The following is a 17,299-nucleotide window of genomic DNA, read 5'->3' as shown; positions in this document are numbered from 1 at the left end:
AATTTAAAAATTATTAGTCTATTCACCTGTATATACATACATCTTAAATCTGATGTAAGTGATATAAGCTATTAATTCAGGGTAAATTGGTCAGATTTTAGTTCGAATTTTCATTTTTATCCGCAATACTTTCATAGACGAACATCTATCTTCACTGTTATTTAAATGCCTAACCATAAGGTCTTAAAATTGCTTTTTTTAAAAAAAGTTACTTGTTTTAACTAAACTTTTTTTTGACTGAAGTGAATTCATATTGTTCTTATTGGTTGCTTAGTTCATAATTTGCATACGCATTATCCAGTATGCAGGCATATTGGATCGTGATATAAATCAAAATACATACCCATCCAAACTTCGCTTCTCAACCTTCACTGGATGGAAAAATAGGATCGTGTTTTAAAATGACTACTCAGCAAGCTCAGGTAATTCAAGGCTCAATCGTCGCAATCGTCACTCCAATGTTTGAAGATGGAACTGTTGATTGGAAGGGTCTCGAGAAGCTTGTTGAATGGCACATTGAACAAGGTACAAATAGTATCGTTGCCGTGGGAACAACAGGTGAAGCTTCGACCTTAAGCATGGCTGAACACACTCAAGTGATCAAAGAAATCATTCGTGTAGCCAATAAACGCATTCCAATTATTGCCGGCACAGGCGCAAACTCAACGCATGAAGCGATTGAGCTTACCAAAGAAGCTAAAGAGCTTGGTGCAGATGCTGCACTTTTAGTAACGCCATATTATAACAAACCGACTCAAGAAGGCTTGTATCAGCATTACAAAGCAATTGCTGAAGCTGTTGATTTACCGCAAATTCTTTATAACGTACCTGGCCGTACTGGCGTTGATATGAGCAATGAAACTGTAGTTCGTCTTGCTGATATTCCTCAAATCGTAGGGATTAAAGATGCAACAGGTGATGTTCCTCGCGGTGCTGAGCTTTTAAAAGCACTTGAAGGCAAAGATATGGTGGTCTATTCAGGTGATGACGCAACAGCATATCAACTGATTGAGCATGGTGCGAAAGGTAATATTTCTGTGACCGCTAACGTTGCTCCAAAGCAAATGAGCCAAGTGTGTGCCGCTGGTTTAGTGGGTGATGCAGCTCAAGCAAAAGCAATTAATGATCAAGTTGCAAATTTACACGAAATTCTATTTTGTGAATCAAACCCAATTCCTGTGAAATGGGCACTTCATGAAATGGGATTAATTGGTACAGGTATCCGTTTACCACTTACTCCATTAGCAGAACAATATCGAGCTTCACTGCGTGATGCATTAAAAGCTGCGAGCATTATTTAAAGAAGAGTTTAACAACTATGCAACTACGTTTTGGTTTACCCCTTGCCCTTTCAGCCCTCAGCATGGTCGGTTGTAGTACGATTGGTATCGATAATGGTTCACTCGATTATAAAAAATCTACTGCACAAGCCCCGCTTAAATTCCCTGAAGGTTCAATGGTTAGACCAGCAACACCGCTTTATCCAGCGCCTGTTGTTGAACAGCTTGCAATAGACAATGCGCCACAAATGGTTAATAAGCGAGGTAATCGTTTTGAGCTACCTCGTCCTAATGTGGCACCAACCGTTTCTAATCCTGTTGAGAGTGAACAATCAACTGCTGTCGGTCGTCCACAACTTTTAACTGATGGAAATGGCAATTCGTTGATCAAAATTGACGGAAATTCTGCTACAATTTGGCAATACACAATCGCCACCCTCAGTAGCCTCAACTACAACTTTGTCAATCAACCTAAGAATCCCCATTCCGCGACAATTCAAGTGGATGGTGAAAGTTTAGTGCTTAAACTGACATCTGTAGGTTCGAGTCATACCTTGGCCGTGTTTACCCCAACTAACGCGTTTGCAGACAAACAAAAAGCTGCGAGCCTGTTAACCCAGATTTATCAAAACTGGCCAGCCTAGTCGTTCTAGGCATATTTTTTCTGAAAAAGGTTCCACCATGTTAAAACAAACCTTGCTCTATACTGGTAAAGCTAAATCCGTTTATGAAACCGATAGTGCAGACCACCTGATTTTAGTCTTTCGTGATGATGCCTCAGCATTTAATGGCGAAAAAATCGAACAGCTAGATCGCAAAGGTAAGGTGAACAACCGTTTTAACGCCTTTATCATGGAAAAACTTGCAGCTGCAGGTATCGAAACTCATTTCGAAAAACTTTTAACACCAAACGAAGTTTTGGTTAAAAAGTTAAATATGATTCCAGTTGAATGTGTAATCCGTAACTATGCAGCTGGTTCGCTTTGCCGTCGTTTGGGTGTTGAAGAAGGTTTAGAACTTACACCACCTACATTTGAATTATTTTTCAAAGATGACGCTTTGGGCGACCCAATGGTGAATGAATCTCAAGCCATTGCTTTAGGTTGGGCTACTGCTGAACAACTTGAGCGTATGAAAGAGTTAACTCACCAAGTAAACGTGGTTTTAAAAGATCTTTTTGCTCAAGGCAACATGCTTTTAGTTGATTTTAAACTTGAATTTGGTGTGTTCCATGACCGTATCGTTCTTGGTGATGAGTTCTCTCCAGATGGTTGCCGTCTATGGGACAAAGATACCAAGAAAAAATTAGATAAAGACCGTTTCCGCCAAGGTTTAGGTGGTGTGGTTGAAGCTTATGAAGAAGTTGCTACACGTATCGGTGTTGACCTTTCTGATATCTAAATCAAAATTTAGATAAAATAAAGCCGAGTCATATGACTCGGCTTTTTTGTATCTGTTGATATTATTTTTATATTTTCAAATTCTTGTTATACATTCATTATTTTTGTTAAGTCGCATTACCAATGCTCTCTCCTCATTGGTAATGCTATTAATTTATCGAATCGATATTTAAATAAGATGACAAATCTGGGGTTTTGATCATTAAAAAACTCAATTGTTTTTTTTGTTTTTAAATTTACACCCATTAATCGAATAAATTAATGCTATTTATTAAAATGATCGTTTTTACAATATCACTAAGTTCAACTAATATATTTTTATACCAGGCAACTACAGGAGTTGGTGGCTCAAGAGAGAGACTGTAGTTGCCGACCAGATGAATCGCTTTTCGCCCAGCTTCCCATAGAACTGGGCTTTTTTTATTGTTGTTGCTGCTCTTGCTGCCAACGTCGCTGCTGTAAACGCTCTGCTTCGACTTCACGCTTATTACGAGCTGATTCGTACAATTTGGTGCCTTTCAGCTCTGGAGGCATATAATCCTGCAACACGAAATGTTCTGGATAGTGATGTGGATATAAGTAATCTACACCATATCCCTGCTCTTTCATTAACTTGGTTGGAGCATTTCTTAAATGCAATGGAACTGGAAGATTTGACGTACGTTCAGCCAACTCTAATGCTTTATTGATTGCTAAGTAAGTGCTGTTACTTTTCGCGCTTGTGGCCAAATACACTGCACATTGTCCTAAAATAATACGGCATTCTGGCATCCCAACCGCTTGAACGGACCTAAAACACTCCCCAGCCAATAACAACGCATTAGGATTAGAATTTCCAATATCTTCCGAAGCGGCTATCAACATCCGACGCGCAATAAAGACTGGATCTTCCCCCCCCTTTAACATTCTCGCCATCCAATATAGTGCAGCGTCAGGATCACTTCCACGAATTGATTTAATGAATGCTGAGACTAAATCATAGTGCTGCTCACCAGATTTGTCATATCGCGCAATATTTTGTTGAGCTACTTTCACCACGATGGCATTGGTGACAATATTTTCAACATCTGCTTCAAATGTGCTCGCAATGAGATCCAATAAATTGAGTGCTTTACGAGCATCACCTGCGGCAAATTGAATTAATGCATCATATTCTTCGATGTGAATATGACGGTCTTTCAGAAATTGGTCTTGCTTGAGTGCACGTTCAATTAAATGTTGAATATCATGCTCAGATAATGCATTCAGCGTATACACCTGACAGCGCGACAACAAAGCATTATTGACTTCAAAAGAAGGATTTTCTGTGGTTGCACCAACCAGAGTAATCTTGCCTTTTTCTACTGCGCTCAGTAAGGCATCTTGTTGAGATTTATTAAAACGATGAATTTCATCAATAAAAACCACTGGCACAATGAGATCACCACTTTCCCCAATGATTTCTCGAAGCTCTTTAACACCAGTGTTGAGTGCAGACAAGCTAATAAAAGTACGATCTACAGCTTGAGCTAACAATAGCGCAATGGTGGTCTTGCCGACGCCTGGAGGCCCCCAAAAAATAATCGAAGGTAAATGTCCTTGGTCAATCATTTGACGTAAAGGTGCGTCTTCACCAAGTAAATGATCTTGTCCGATAATCTCAGACAAATCACGTGGACGTAAGCGTTCAGGTAGCGGAATTTGTGTATCGGACATATTTTTTTATAGATCTCAAAGTGCTGTTGACTAGTCTACTATGTAATAGTCAAATTCCAATATTAATAGTCAAAACAACCATCACTATTCAACATTTTTCATTTTACTCAGATTCGAGTTTTGCTTTTAATTTGAATAAATAAGCTTGCGGTCCATCTTCTATTCCCCAAATTGTGCCATCCTTCGCTTCATGCAAGTCTCGTACTCGAACCCCCATATCCAAGCGCTGAATTTCTCGTACAGGTTCAGATTGTGGATCTACCACAATAATGGCTTTCGATGATAATCCACCGATTAAGGCTTTGTTCTTCCATTGTGGAAAATAGTTAGATTTATAAAAGATCAGACTCGAGGGTGAAATCACTGGAGACCAATCAAGTTTAGGGGCTATAAATTCAGGTCGCGTTTCATGATTCGGAATCTGTTTCCCATCATAGTGATCACCATTAGATACAATTGGATAGCCATAATTCTTACCTTTTTCAATAAGATTGAACTCATCGCCACCTTTAGGACCCATTTCTGCCACCCACAAACGATTTTGATGATCAAATGCCATACCTAAAGGATTACGATGACCTAAACTCCAAATCTGCGCTGAGACACCACCTTGTTTGTCAAATGGATTAGATTCTTGAGCACGACCATCATCATACAAATATACAATTTTACCTAGATTAGACTGCATATCTTGTGCAGGCTGAAACTTCTGCCGTTCCCCTGAACTAATCCATAAATTCGCTTGCTGGTCAAACACTATACGATGTGCATAATGCCCCTGACCCGACACTTTAGGGACTTGCTCCCATATGCGTTCGATATCCGTCAGTTTCGGTGCTTCGATATTCGATAAATCCAATTTCGCTCGGATTACCACTGCACCAAACAATCCATTTTTTTCTTCGGCATAACTGAGATATAACCAAGCGTTATTATTGAAATTAGGATGAATCGAAACATCACCTAACCCACCTTGTCCGCCATAAGCAACTTGAGGCACATCAGCCACGTTAAAACTACGTTTTGATTGTGGGTCAAACAACTTAAGTATGCCTGACTTTTCTGTAATTAACAGTTGACCATTTGGTAAAGTTGCAATCGCCCATGGTTCATTAAATAGAGCAATTTTTTCAACTTGATATCGTTGTTCTTGAGCTTTTGAATTTTCGTTTTTGACTGTTGATTCCTGCGGATTATGTGCTTCAGTGACTTTATTTTGATTGGCATGACACGCCATTATGATTCCGCTCAAACCAACAATCCAAATCAGTTTTGCAGCTTTTAACATGCCTTTCCCTTTTTAAATCCTTGAATATCAGTCTCTAGGATTAAACGGCAATGATCATTTTAAAAGTGTTTTTATATTACAAAATATGTGCAGTCTAGCAATTGAATGTACTAGCGTACCCACCGCACGATGTATTCATCTATTTCATTTTCATTAACAAGCTGTTCAGATATACAACGACCTGCTACAGATTTTCGAGCACTAATCACACTTTGTTTATTGCCTGTCACCAAGTGATGCCAATTCGGTAGCTTTTTACCTTCATTAATACGTCGATATGCACAACTCGAAGGTAGCCATCGTATTTGTTGTAATTTTTCAGGCGTTAACTGAATACAGTCAGGTACATGCACCTGACGATTTTCATAATCTGAACAATGCCCCGTCTGACAATCTAGAAGTTTGCAAGCCACTTTGGTATATGCGATTTCTTCGGTTTCATCATCTTCTAATTTAACCAAACAACACATACCACAACCATCACACAGTGCCTCCCATTCTGCTTGGTTCATTTCAAACAGTGAATAATGTTTCCAAAATTCAAGGCGTAAAGATGTGCTCATGATTCAGCTAAATATCAAAAATTTGAGTCAGTATATCACTAATAATTCTCATAAAATTTCATCAATCTCAGTTACAGTTGATTAACTAAAGAATATCAATACTCTACGTTAAAATACCCTTTGTATACATTTTGCTCAGTTTATTTTCTTATACTGAATGAACATTAATAAAAATTTATGGAGAATCAAAATGTTCCGTTGGGCGATTATTTTTGCAGTGATTGCATTGATAGCAAGTTTGCTAGGGTTTGGTGGTGTAGCAGGCTTATCTAAAGATTTCGCAATTATCTTACTTGTGATTGCAGTGATTCTCGCAATTGTAGGCTTTATCTCAAGAGGCAAAGTCTAGTGTTCTAAATCACTAGATTAAATTGAAAACACAAGATTGATGAAAAGAAGAAGGTACTCCTTCTTCTTTTTTTATTTCTTTTTATCTGTTCATTGATACGCGTTTTATATATTCCAATCTTTCATAAATTCTCACATTTGATTTTACTTTCTTATTGCAAATTCATCACTTCGGAAAACATTTATGCTTTAATCTTTGCTGATTTTCATAAACGAAAGGACTTTCAATAATGACTTCAGCAATTCAAACAAGAGAAATTCAGTATAAAGCGGCAGATGGTACTCAATTGATTGGTTATTTTGCCGCACCTGAAAACTCTTCAGGAGCTGCAGGTATTATTGTAGCCCCAGAGTGGTGGGGTCGTAATGAATATACAGAACAACGTGCTCGAGAACTTGCAGAACAAGGATATGCTGCTTTTGCCATTGATATGTACGGCGACAAAAAGGTAACCACTGAAGCTTCTCAAGCAAATGAGTGGATGATGCAAACTTTCGCACAGCCTGAAACGATTGTACAACGCGCTACAGCTGCGTTAGACACTTTATCTGCACAGCCTGAAGTTGACGCAACTAGATTAGCTGCGATTGGTTTTTGTTACGGCGGAAAAGTTGTTTTAGATCTTGCTCGCTCTGGTGCGAACTTAAATGCAGTTGCTACCTTCCATGCTAATTTATCTGCGCAAACACCTGCTCAACAAGGTCAAGTAAAAGCTGAAATTCTGGTTTTGCATGGTGAGCTAGATAGCATGGTCACGCTAGATGATGTGGCACAATTTAAAGAAGAAATGTTTGCAGCTCAGGTGCCACATGAGGTCATTATCTTTGAGGATGCAAAACATGGTTTTAGCAATCCACAAGCTGATGAACGGGCAAAAGCCAATGGTGTAGATCTCGGTTATAACGCTGAAGCTGAGGAAAAAAGCTTAGCTGCGATGTATGAGTTACTGTCGCGTCACTTAGATTAATTACTTTCAAAGTTTATTAGCGCTAAGATTATTGAAGAAAGAAGATAAAATATAAGAGGAATATAAGGATGAGTGAACAATGTACTTATTGCAATCACGATGAATATGATGTGATTGATAAAAATGAATTCGGTGTGATTTTGCCAGAACAGCAGCCGTTGACTAAAGGACATTCCGTTATTATTCCTTTACGTCATGTGAGTTCTTTTTTTGAAATTACCGATAAAGAGCGTAAAAGTTTACAGTCGTTGTTAGAACTGGCACGTAACGAGTTAAAAATCCGTCATCATCCGGAAGGCTTTCATATCGCTTTTAATGATGGCAAAGTTTTTGGCGATGAAGAGTCGGAACATTTACACATCCATATTATTCCTCGTTACAAAAACCAACCGCTTAAATTAGATAGTCGTTGGGGCATTATTCAAGAGTAATGTTGATTTTACAAAAAGGCGCAATATGCGCCTTTTTTCATGCTTTTTTAAAAGGTCTTTGCCTAGATTGGTTATACTGAGCACAGATTGTATTAATGGTATTTTCATGTTTTCTTTTTCAACTGCGTTACTGGATTGGTTTGATGTACATGGTCGACATGACCTGCCATGGCAAGTCGCAGATGATCCTTACAAAGTTTGGGTCTCTGAAATTATGTTGCAGCAAACCCAAGTGAAAACTGTTCTGAAATACTATGATCGTTTTATTGAGCGCTTTCCGACGGTCAACGATTTAGGTCATGCTACTTGGGATGAAGTTGCTCCTTACTGGGCAGGTCTAGGCTATTATGCGCGTGCTCGCAACCTGCATAAAGCAGCCACAATCGTAAGTCAAAATGGACATTTTCCAGAGACTTTAGAAGCTTGGATGGCCCTGCCAGGAATAGGTAGATCAACTGCTGGTGCATTGATGTCACTTGGATTACGCAAATACGGCGTGATAATGGATGGAAATGTTAAGCGTGTTTTAGCACGTTTCTTTGCCATTGAAGATGATTTATCAAAGCCTGTCCATGAACGTGCAATGTGGGAATTAGCCGAGCAACTCTGTCCTGAACAACGCAACCATGATTACACGCAAGCCATTATGGATTTGGGTGCAACAATTTGTACTCCTAAAAAACCACTTTGCCTGTACTGTCCAATGCAGTCAGAATGCCAAGCTTTAAAGCAGGGTCTGACACAAGAGTTACCATTTAAAAAGCCAAAAAAAGCAGTGCCTATAAAGACTGCGGATGTTTTATTACTGCGAAGTACTGAAAATACATGGTTATGGCAACAACGTCCGCATTCAGGCTTATGGGGTGGTTTATGGACCTTACCCATCATTGATGAAACTTCAGAATTTAGTCAATTGACTCAGCAATATGGTTTGGTGAGTAATCAATTACCAACTCAAATTTCACACAGTTTCACCCACTTTACCTGGTTACTGAATGCACATATTTTCCATGTTGATCTCGACCAGATGGAATACCTCCAAACAGAATTAGGAGGTGAATGGCTCGCTCCACAAGTTGTAACAGAAATGGGCATTCCAACTGCGATGAAAAAATTGATCTCAGCCGTGAAATTGTGACATAGTCGATTCAAATAAGTGTGGCTGTATCAATCAAGGAGTTGGAGTGACTAAGTATTTGCGACATTACATCATCCTAAGTGTAGCTATTTTACTTGTTGCCTGCAGTAGCCAACCTCCAAAACAAACGCCGCTTGACCCAACCCTCGTTGCTCGCTTACATATGCTTCCTTTGGACCGCAAATTACCTATCCCAGTACAAGGTGTAAAAGCGAGACAACTCACTGACACTTGGGGTGCATCACGAAGTCACGGTCGAACACATGAAGGCATTGATATCTTGGCGGCTCGTGGTACAAAAGTTTATAGTGCAACTGATGGAATTGTTCGCAGTATGCGCGATAATAAGCTGGGTGGGAAAGTCATTTGGATTTTAGGACCCGCTGGTTCTTGGCATTATTATGCGCATTTAGATCAGCATAAAAAAGGTCTCAATGAGGGTGACTTCGTGCGACGAGGTGACCATATTGGTTATGTCGGCAATACGGGTAATGCTCGACATACTGCCCCTCATTTACATTATGGAATTTACTTAGATGGTCGCGGTCGAGGCCCTGTCAATCCATACCCTTATTTACGTTAAATTAAAGTTTTTATTATTAGGAAGTTTTCATGTCAGAAGCCTTGATTAATCGTCTAGTTGAATTTGCAGAATCTGGCAATCAACAACGTATTGTCTTAAATGGACAAAGCCATCAGGGCTGGATTATGGAAATTACCGAAGAAGCTCTGTTGATTAGCACTGGGTTTGCAGATAAAGCAGGTAAAGATTTCTGGATTAATTTTTCGGATTTAGAACAGGCAGAGTTGTTCTTTTGGGACAATCAAAACGATCAGTGGGTTGCTTTTACCATTTGATCACTTCAGAGCATTCGCATGACGATTCAACGCTGTGGCTGGTGCTCCGATGAGCAGATTTATATTAATTATCACGATCAAGAATGGGGTGTGCCTGTATATGATGAACACACCTTATTTGAAATGCTCTGTTTAGAAGGTCAGCAAGCAGGACTCGCTTGGGTTATTGTTTTAAAAAAACGCGAGCGATATCGATATCATTTCTTTCAATACACCATTGAAGAAATTGCGACTTTTACAGATGAACATTTAATCGAAATAGCACAAGATCCGGGCATAATTCGTCATTTAGGTAAACTAAAGGCGATTCGAGATAATGCTCGAGCATGGTTGAATATGCGCCAAATCATGCCTGATATGGTCAAATGGTTATGGAGTTTTGTAGGGCATCAACCCAAAGTTCATTCTGTGCCAGACTATCGCTTAGCACCAACACAAAGCGAATTAAGCCTGCAACTGTCTAAAACTCTAAAAAAGAATGGTTTTAAATTCGTGGGTCCAACCATTATCTATTCTTATCTGCAAGCGGTAGGAATGATTGATGATCATGAAAATCACTGCTTTAAAAAGCTTAGTTTAGCGCCATAATCTTTTTAAGAAGGTGCTTGGGATGATGACCTCATTTTTTGTTTCACCCAATCCGCTAAAAACACGATGGAGTCATGAATTTCATGAGTTAGTTCATGCCCTGCATTTAAGCGAATATAATTTTTATAACGGCGTTCTTCTCCAAAAACATCACCGGGAACAATGTTAATACCATGTTGACGTGCAGCATAATAGAGTTCTAAACCATCAATATGTGTCGGCAATTGCAGCCATAAAACATAACCACCATCCGGCTGACTTAACCCAATGTCGATCCCGTGAAAAGCGCTTAATATCGTTTGTCGATATGCATCAACTTGATGATTTAATTTTGGTTTTAATCGGAGTACATGCTCACGATAGGCTCTACTATACATCAGGTCAGCCAAAGCCAATTGCAAAGGTGTATTCACACTGACATTTTGAATGACAATTTGACGATGCAAATATTTAAGCCTCGGCGGTAAACAAAACCAACCTACTCGATATGCGCTCGACAATGATTTTGATATTGAACTGCATAAAATGACATAGCCTGCTTCATCCCAATGTTTGATCGGTAAAGGTCGCTGTAAATTAAAACTACATTCAGCATAAATATCATCTTCAATCACATAACATTGATATTGTTCAGCCAATTGCACAATTTTCTGTTTATCATGATTTGAAAGCTCAAATCCTAGTGGATTTTGATAATTCACAGTCAATAGACAGGCTTTGGTATCGGGGTGCTGCATTGCTCTTTCTAAGCGTTCTAAATCAAAACCATCCACATTTGCAGGTATCTCAATCAACTTGCGTTTCAGTGTCCCTAACAACTGTAATTGACCATTAAAATTTGGGGTTGGAATCACAATGCCATCCCCTTCCTTGGTCAAGAGCTGAACCACGAGTGATAACGCAGCCATACAGCCATTGGTGATATAAATCTCGTCTGGATTGATATAAAAACCATCTTCAGCCCAATGGTCTGATAAAGCTTGTCTCAATCTCAAATGCCCTTGTCGATTACTGTAAAGGAAATCTTCTGGTTGACTGTGTTTTAAAGCACGTTGAATTGACTTTCGGATTGCATCTACAGGCACGTGATTTGGAGAGATTTGTACTGCACCTAAATGAATTGATCGATTATTGGTTGAAGACTCCTGTATTTCAATTTGCAAATTTAAGTTACTGATATCCTTTGCTTCAGCTTCAAATTCATGATGATAAGGCAATACTGGCGGATCGTTTCTGGATTTCAAATGTTGAACAAAATAACCCGATTTATTTTTAACAGTGATGAGCCCTTCCGATTCCAATAATGCATAACAATTTTTTGCTGTATTTAAACTGACGGCATGTAATGCTGAAAATTGTCGAAGGGAAATGAGCTTCTGTCCTGAACACAGTTCTCCACTCAGAATTTTCTGTTTGATATGTTTGGCTAAGATTTGATACTGGAACATGAACTGTGCTCATTTTTATAAAATGTGTGTATCTGTATCTATAAACCTAGCAAATTTATGATGGTCTTACAGCTAAAAAAACACAGGAGGCCACATGAACAACGATAAATTATATTTGATATTACCCTTGGTAACACTTATGACAGCTTGCCAACCAGAGCATGCGATCGATCAAGTTGCACTTGAGCAAAAATTTATTTGTACATCATTAATTGATGGCTTCTTGAAAGTGACACACAACAGCCATTATCGTTTTACGAAAAATATTGAATCTCCAGAGCAGCAGAAAATTTACCTTTACACCGTGTCTTCTGATCATGCAGTCAAGCTCAATAGCCCCACACAAAAAAATTTAAATTTTCAATGTGATGATTCCAAAAAACAGACCTACCAAGTTTTTCTATTGGATCAGACGTCTAAGACTAAGCAACCAATTTTGAGTTTTCATTTGCCTCAAGCAGCAGAGTTAAAGCAATTTACAGCTTACACTTTGAAAAATGATTAAATGACTGATATAAAGTCATTATTTCAAAATATCTGGTAACGATATCTGCGCAGATTGAGATTTTGCTAATTCAGTTTTCATTTTTTGCAACATTTGATAAGGCTGCTGTTGTACAAACATATTGGTCACACTTTGTGGAATTGCACCTTCTGGATCCGCATATCCTGAAGTGCTGACCTTCACCTTATTCGGTCCAATCTGTTCAAAGCTCCAGTCTCCAACATAGTGTTGCAGCCGAATATACTGAGGATTCTTCGATTTTCCCGTTTGCGAAGCTTTATTCTTAATATGAACAATACCTTTTGAATCCTTATACATTTTCCCTTGCACAATCAGATCTCGATCTTTCAAAGGAAATGGAAAATCTAACACCATGTAGAGTTTAAATTCCCCTTGCTTCAAATCTTGAGAAATCACCTGTGCTGAACCGACATTGGGTACCCATGATTTTGCATTTTCCACATCCAAAACTATTGCAACTGCTCTTTCGAGTGAAGCATCCACTACTGTTTCAGCACGATAGGACAACACAGGATGATCAGGATTTTGTATCGTCCACACTTTAATATTGTTTTTGTTAATGGTGAGTCGAGAGGCTTCATTGGCTTGAACTTGGCTTGTCAGGCCAATGGCACTGACAAGCAAGCAGATCATAGAAATTTTCTTCATTTTTATTCTTCATATTTCACATTATTATTTAGATGATCACGCAGTATTTTTAAACTTAAACTTTGATATCGTTGAAGCCTAAAACGTCTTTCATGTCATATTTTTTCGGTGCTTTACCGACAACCCAAGCAGCGGCACGTACTGCACCTGCAGCAAAATTCATGCGGTTCGTGGCTTTATGTGTGATTTCTACACGTTCACCTTCACCAATAAACATTACCGTATGTTCACCCACAATATCGCCACCACGAATGGTTTGGAAACCAATACTTTGACGTTCACGAGGACCAGTATGTCCTTCACGGTGATACACCGCATCTTGCTTCAAATCACGACCTAATGCATCAGCAATCGCCTCACCCATCATTAAAGCAGTACCTGATGGCGCATCAACTTTATGACGATGATGTGCTTCGATCACTTCAATATCGACACTGTCACCAAAGACTTTAGATGCTAATTCTAAAAGTTTAATGGATACATTCACGCCTACGGAGTAGTTTGCTGCGTAGACTACAGGAGCAATCGTTGCACTTTCATCTAAAAATGCTTTTTGCTCATCGTTCATTCCTGTCGTACCGATCACTAATGCAACACCAGCCTCACGGCACAGTTTCAAATGCTGTTCAGTTGCAACTGGTGCAGTAAAGTCAATAAATACATCACAATCATTTAAAACATCTTGGATATCACCCACGACTTTCACACCAAGTGTACCAATACCCGCTAATTCGCCTGCATCCGCGCCAATAAGGCTACTGCCTGGACGCTCTACCGCTGCTGCTAATTGATAACCAGCATCTTGAACTGCTTGAATCAATGTACGACCCATACGGCCACCAGCACCTAAAATCCCAATACGCGGAGCGACAGACATAACCTATTCCTAGTGTTGCTTTAAAATTGTTCTTACTATAACAAAAGTCTATACATACGCTAAGTTTATCGATATAAAAAATTATGCTGTCTTTTAAGCATTTGATTTGAACCTTAATCGAATAATTAGATTAAATTAAGAAAAATATTCGGTTTTTTATATTTATAAGTTTTAACTATGATCAATGCCATGAAATTCAACACTTTTATAAGGAAATAATATGGCAGACCAAGCTCGAAAATTATCAACGATCCAAACGATCGAACAGTTACAGTTGGATGCTTCATTAGTTCAAGGTTTAGATCATGCCGAAACTGCGTGGATCATTATCGAAGCTATTCAACAATTGCAGGAATATCATAATCAGTGGCACTGAGATGAAACGGATCAGATGATTTTTCTTATTTAAAAGAAAATCATCTTCTGTGTTATTAAAATATTTACAATTTAAAAATCATATTAGGATTCAAAATTTAAAATTGCTCAAAGCATTGATTGCTCAGCTAAAGCATCGGTTTCTATTTTCATTCCTATTAAAATATGTTCTTATTATCTCGTTATTTTTAATCTAAATTACATTCTATCTTCACAGTTTCTCTGCATTTTTTCAGTACATTAGTGTGAACCCCAATTTATAAGGTCAACGAGGGCGGAATATGAAAAAGATTATGACAGTTTTGACATTATCTTTAAGTGCAATATTTACAGCAAATATTGCCAATGCTGCTCCTTACTCTGATGACTACCAAGATAAAGGTTCACGTGAACGTGGTAAAGGATTTGAGAAACCTACTCAACATGATGCTTCATCAGATCAAGAGTTCCAAGATCGTCGTAAAAACAGAGAAGAGCGTGGCGTAAAACGTTTACGTCAACATAAATGGCAAACTGGCTACGTCATGCCTCAACACTATCGTGGCAATAGTTATAAAACCGAATATAGAGATCATAACCTACCAAAACCTGGTAAAAACCAACAATGGTACAAAGTGAATAATGACTTTATTCTGGTGGATTCAAACAGCAATAGCATTTTGAAAATCCAGCAAGATTAATTTTGACGTTTAAATCGACCCGACTTCATGTCGGGTTTTTTGTTGAGTTCAATCCTAATCATTCATCTTCATCACTTCTTCATACATTTCACAAATTGACTATATCTCTCCACGGTTTATCTCAAATCATTTTGTACTTTAGCGATATCGGATAAATAACAAAGTTAGAGGTATCCCACATGAAAAAGTTAGTATCAGTACTTACATTAGCAATGAGTGGTTTATTGGCAACATCTGCGATGGCTGGTCCACATGACGATGGTCGTCACTATTCAAAACCAACTCCACCACCAGCGCATTGGAATAAAGGTCAGCCTGGGAAATATCAACATGACCGCTATGAACAAAATCGTGGCTTCCAAAATGTAAATCCAAGCCGTCAATGGCGAGTAGGTCAACAGTTACCACGTCAATTCAACTCTTCAAAATTTGAGTTAAGTGATCGTCAAGCGAAGAATCTACCTAAAGCGGCGCGTAACCAGCAGTGGTACAAAATTAATGGAGACTATGTCTTAGTGAATGAGCGTACAGATCGCATCGTGCGTATCATCGGATAAGCTTATTCCTAGATCTTCTCAAATTGATCTTCCCTGCACTCAGCCCAAACTCAGTTTGGGCTTTTTTATGTCTTTATTTTAATGCAGGTGTGGAAAATCATTTTTTTGTTTAGAATCTGATGACCACTTCCCGCTTCTATCGGTACATGCATGCAATCGGACTCAATAGATACAACTCAAAATATGACACAGCAATATGTGCATTGGTTCCGAAACTCAGCGCCGTATATCAACGCCCATCGTAATAAAACCTTCGTTTTAATGTTTGGCGGCGAAGCAGTTCAATCACCAAATTTTCAACATATTATTCATGATATTGCCCTTTTACATTCTCTCGGCATTCGACTCATTCTGGTTCATGGAGCACGACCACAAATCAGTGCAAATCTTGCTGAGAAGAATTTAGATAGTCCTTTTCATAATCATCGTAGAGTAACAACACGTGACTCATTAGGTGCGGTCATGTCTGCAGTAGGCTCAATCCGTTTACAAATCGAAGCCTTATTGTCTATGGGACTTGCAAATTCACCCATGTATGGTGCTCGCATTGATGTGGTATCTGGTAATTTTATAACAGCTAAACCTTATGGCATTCGTAATGGTATCGATTTTCAACTTACCGGTGAAGTGCGTTCAGTCGATGCAGATGCGATTCAAAAACATTTGGACAATCACAATATTGTATTGCTTGGCCCCTCAGGTTATTCAACCACTGGTGAAGTTTATAACTTGCTTGCTGAAGAAGTGGCGACCAAAACAGCTATCCAACTCGGTGCCGATAAACTCATTTTTCTCGGTTCCGAACAAGGTTTAATGCAAAGCCCACAGCAGTTGTTGCGCGAAGTGACCCCGCATCAGCTAGATCAACATATTGACGTTGCTTTAGAGCAAAATTATGAATTGGCATTGCATTTACAAAATGCCAAGGAAGCCTCTTTAAATGGCGTTAACCGCGTTCATTTATTATCTTATGAACATGATGGTGCATTAATCGAAGAATTATTTACTCGTGATGGGCATGGCACGATGATCACCGATGCACATTATGAAGAAGTCCGCACAGCGACGATTCAGGATGTCGGTGGATTAATCAGTTTATTACGCCCATTAGAACAAGAAGGCATTTTGGTATACCGCTCTAGAGAACGCTTGGAAAATGAAATTGATCATTTCGCTGTGATTGAACGTGACGGTATGGTTCTGGCTTGTGCAGCATTATATCCAATACCAACTGAATCAAATGAAATTCGTTCTGCAGAAATAGCCTGTGTGGCAGTACATCCAAGTTACCGCAAATCAAATCGTGGTAGCCAAATCTTGCACTATTTAGAAGAGAAAGCAAAAAAGTCTAATATCCAACAGTTATTTATTCTTACGACACGAACCGCACATTGGTTTTTGGAACAAGGGTTTGTCAAAGCATCGGTGGATGACTTACCACAAGCGCGTCAGGCACTTTATAATTTCCAAAGAAACTCAATTGTTTGTAAAAAGCCACTCTAAAGTGGCTTTTTTATTGCACCCTTATGAACTGCTTTATCTTTCTTTTATATATCGATATTCCTAGGTGAACTATCTTCACAATCATTCGATATATTCATACAAATCATATCCTTATCACAATTTAATAT

At 38.8% G+C, this 17,299-nt stretch carries 21 protein-coding genes; 15 read left to right on the top strand and 6 right to left on the bottom strand.

Features of this window, described 5'->3' with window-relative positions; all coding sequences use genetic code 11:
* The first annotated feature begins 401 nt into the window (after positions 1-401).
* The 3 genes from dapA to purC are packed head-to-tail and all read left to right on the top strand — an operon-like array spanning position 402 to position 2,681.
* On the top strand, positions 402-1,301 hold the full coding sequence (dapA, locus tag AC1M85_RS00385) for a 4-hydroxy-tetrahydrodipicolinate synthase (RefSeq protein ID WP_179999608.1): 900 nt from the start codon (positions 402-404) through the stop codon (positions 1,299-1,301).
* A 17-nt stretch (positions 1,302-1,318) separates the two neighbouring features.
* Positions 1,319-1,924 (top strand): lipoprotein-34 precursor (NlpB), encoded by a 606-nt coding sequence (locus AC1M85_RS00380; RefSeq protein ID WP_488213346.1) that lies wholly within the window; start codon positions 1,319-1,321, stop codon positions 1,922-1,924.
* 37 nt (positions 1,925-1,961) lie between these two features.
* Positions 1,962-2,681 (top strand): phosphoribosylaminoimidazolesuccinocarboxamide synthase, encoded by a 720-nt coding sequence (gene purC, locus AC1M85_RS00375; protein ID WP_092766585.1) that lies wholly within the window; start codon positions 1,962-1,964, stop codon positions 2,679-2,681.
* Positions 2,682-3,100: 419 nt separating this feature from the next.
* Here the strand turns inward: purC and AC1M85_RS00370 are convergent, their stop codons facing one another.
* The 3 genes from AC1M85_RS00370 to AC1M85_RS00360 all read right to left on the bottom strand — a co-directional run bounded on the left by AC1M85_RS00370 (position 3,101) and on the right by AC1M85_RS00360 (position 6,226).
* On the bottom strand, positions 3,101-4,375 hold the full coding sequence (locus AC1M85_RS00370) for a replication-associated recombination protein A (RefSeq protein ID WP_092766586.1): 1,275 nt from the start codon (positions 4,373-4,375) through the stop codon (positions 3,101-3,103).
* A gap of 103 nt (positions 4,376-4,478) precedes the next feature.
* Positions 4,479-5,663, bottom strand: coding sequence for a PQQ-dependent sugar dehydrogenase (locus AC1M85_RS00365; RefSeq protein WP_488213345.1), 1,185 nt, complete (start codon positions 5,661-5,663; stop codon positions 4,479-4,481).
* Between the two features lie 110 nt (positions 5,664-5,773).
* Positions 5,774-6,226, bottom strand: coding sequence for a YcgN family cysteine cluster protein (locus AC1M85_RS00360; RefSeq protein ID WP_488213344.1), 453 nt, complete (start codon positions 6,224-6,226; stop codon positions 5,774-5,776).
* 190 nt (positions 6,227-6,416) lie between these two features.
* On the opposite strand from AC1M85_RS00360, the gene AC1M85_RS00355 reads away from it, so the two are divergent.
* The 7 genes from AC1M85_RS00355 (at position 6,417) to AC1M85_RS00325 (ending at position 10,557) form a co-directional block, all read left to right on the top strand.
* Positions 6,417-6,575, top strand: coding sequence for a DUF1328 domain-containing protein (locus tag AC1M85_RS00355; RefSeq protein ID WP_035264869.1), 159 nt, complete (start codon positions 6,417-6,419; stop codon positions 6,573-6,575).
* A 229-nt stretch (positions 6,576-6,804) separates the two neighbouring features.
* The gene (locus tag AC1M85_RS00350; RefSeq protein WP_488213343.1) at positions 6,805-7,542 is read left to right on the top strand and encodes a dienelactone hydrolase family protein; all 738 of its coding nucleotides are present in this window, start codon (positions 6,805-6,807) and stop codon (positions 7,540-7,542) included.
* Positions 7,543-7,610: 68 nt separating this feature from the next.
* Complete coding sequence (locus tag AC1M85_RS00345; RefSeq protein WP_035264873.1) at positions 7,611-7,973, top strand: HIT family protein; 363 nt, start codon at positions 7,611-7,613, stop codon at positions 7,971-7,973.
* A 106-nt stretch (positions 7,974-8,079) separates the two neighbouring features.
* Positions 8,080-9,111, top strand: a complete 1,032-nt coding sequence (mutY, locus tag AC1M85_RS00340) for an A/G-specific adenine glycosylase (RefSeq protein ID WP_488213342.1) — start codon at positions 8,080-8,082, stop codon at positions 9,109-9,111.
* 58 nt (positions 9,112-9,169) lie between these two features.
* Complete coding sequence (locus tag AC1M85_RS00335; protein WP_035264946.1) at positions 9,170-9,694, top strand: M23 family metallopeptidase; 525 nt, start codon at positions 9,170-9,172, stop codon at positions 9,692-9,694.
* A gap of 29 nt (positions 9,695-9,723) precedes the next feature.
* Positions 9,724-9,969 carry a hypothetical protein gene (locus tag AC1M85_RS00330; RefSeq protein ID WP_035264881.1) on the top strand — a complete coding sequence of 82 codons (246 nt, stop codon included), beginning with the start codon at positions 9,724-9,726 and terminating at the stop codon, positions 9,967-9,969.
* 18 nt (positions 9,970-9,987) lie between these two features.
* The gene (locus tag AC1M85_RS00325; protein ID WP_035264883.1) at positions 9,988-10,557 is read left to right on the top strand and encodes a DNA-3-methyladenine glycosylase I; all 570 of its coding nucleotides are present in this window, start codon (positions 9,988-9,990) and stop codon (positions 10,555-10,557) included.
* Between the two features lie 5 nt (positions 10,558-10,562).
* On the opposite strand, the gene AC1M85_RS00320 is transcribed toward AC1M85_RS00325, so the two are convergent.
* Positions 10,563-12,005, bottom strand: a complete 1,443-nt coding sequence (locus AC1M85_RS00320; protein WP_488213341.1) for an aminotransferase-like domain-containing protein — start codon at positions 12,003-12,005, stop codon at positions 10,563-10,565.
* A 94-nt stretch (positions 12,006-12,099) separates the two neighbouring features.
* Between AC1M85_RS00320 and AC1M85_RS00315 the strand changes: the two genes are divergently transcribed.
* Entirely contained in the window at positions 12,100-12,510 is a 411-nt protein-coding gene (locus AC1M85_RS00315; RefSeq protein ID WP_481590184.1) for a hypothetical protein, read from the top strand.
* 18 nt (positions 12,511-12,528) lie between these two features.
* Here the strand turns inward: AC1M85_RS00315 and AC1M85_RS00310 are convergent, their stop codons facing one another.
* Both AC1M85_RS00310 and dapB read right to left on the bottom strand, forming a co-directional pair.
* Positions 12,529-13,179 (bottom strand): START domain-containing protein, encoded by a 651-nt coding sequence (locus tag AC1M85_RS00310; protein ID WP_481586940.1) that lies wholly within the window; start codon positions 13,177-13,179, stop codon positions 12,529-12,531.
* 55 nt (positions 13,180-13,234) lie between these two features.
* On the bottom strand, positions 13,235-14,056 hold the full coding sequence (dapB, locus tag AC1M85_RS00305) for a 4-hydroxy-tetrahydrodipicolinate reductase (RefSeq protein ID WP_035264896.1): 822 nt from the start codon (positions 14,054-14,056) through the stop codon (positions 13,235-13,237).
* A 220-nt stretch (positions 14,057-14,276) separates the two neighbouring features.
* On the opposite strand from dapB, the gene AC1M85_RS00300 reads away from it, so the two are divergent.
* From AC1M85_RS00300 to argA, 4 genes are all read left to right on the top strand, one after another.
* The gene (locus tag AC1M85_RS00300; protein WP_171076739.1) at positions 14,277-14,432 is read left to right on the top strand and encodes a hypothetical protein; all 156 of its coding nucleotides are present in this window, start codon (positions 14,277-14,279) and stop codon (positions 14,430-14,432) included.
* A 280-nt stretch (positions 14,433-14,712) separates the two neighbouring features.
* Positions 14,713-15,111, top strand: coding sequence for an RcnB family protein (locus AC1M85_RS00295; RefSeq protein ID WP_481590185.1), 399 nt, complete (start codon positions 14,713-14,715; stop codon positions 15,109-15,111).
* A 179-nt stretch (positions 15,112-15,290) separates the two neighbouring features.
* Positions 15,291-15,668, top strand: a complete 378-nt coding sequence (locus AC1M85_RS00290; RefSeq protein WP_035264902.1) for an RcnB family protein — start codon at positions 15,291-15,293, stop codon at positions 15,666-15,668.
* 150 nt (positions 15,669-15,818) lie between these two features.
* Positions 15,819-17,171, top strand: coding sequence for an amino-acid N-acetyltransferase (gene argA, locus AC1M85_RS00285; RefSeq protein WP_035264904.1), 1,353 nt, complete (start codon positions 15,819-15,821; stop codon positions 17,169-17,171).
* Positions 17,172-17,299: the final 128 nt, after the last annotated feature.

The organism is Acinetobacter sp. 24-47-64 (assembly GCF_057737055.1).
This window is presented reverse-complemented; position numbering and strand designations above follow the sequence as displayed.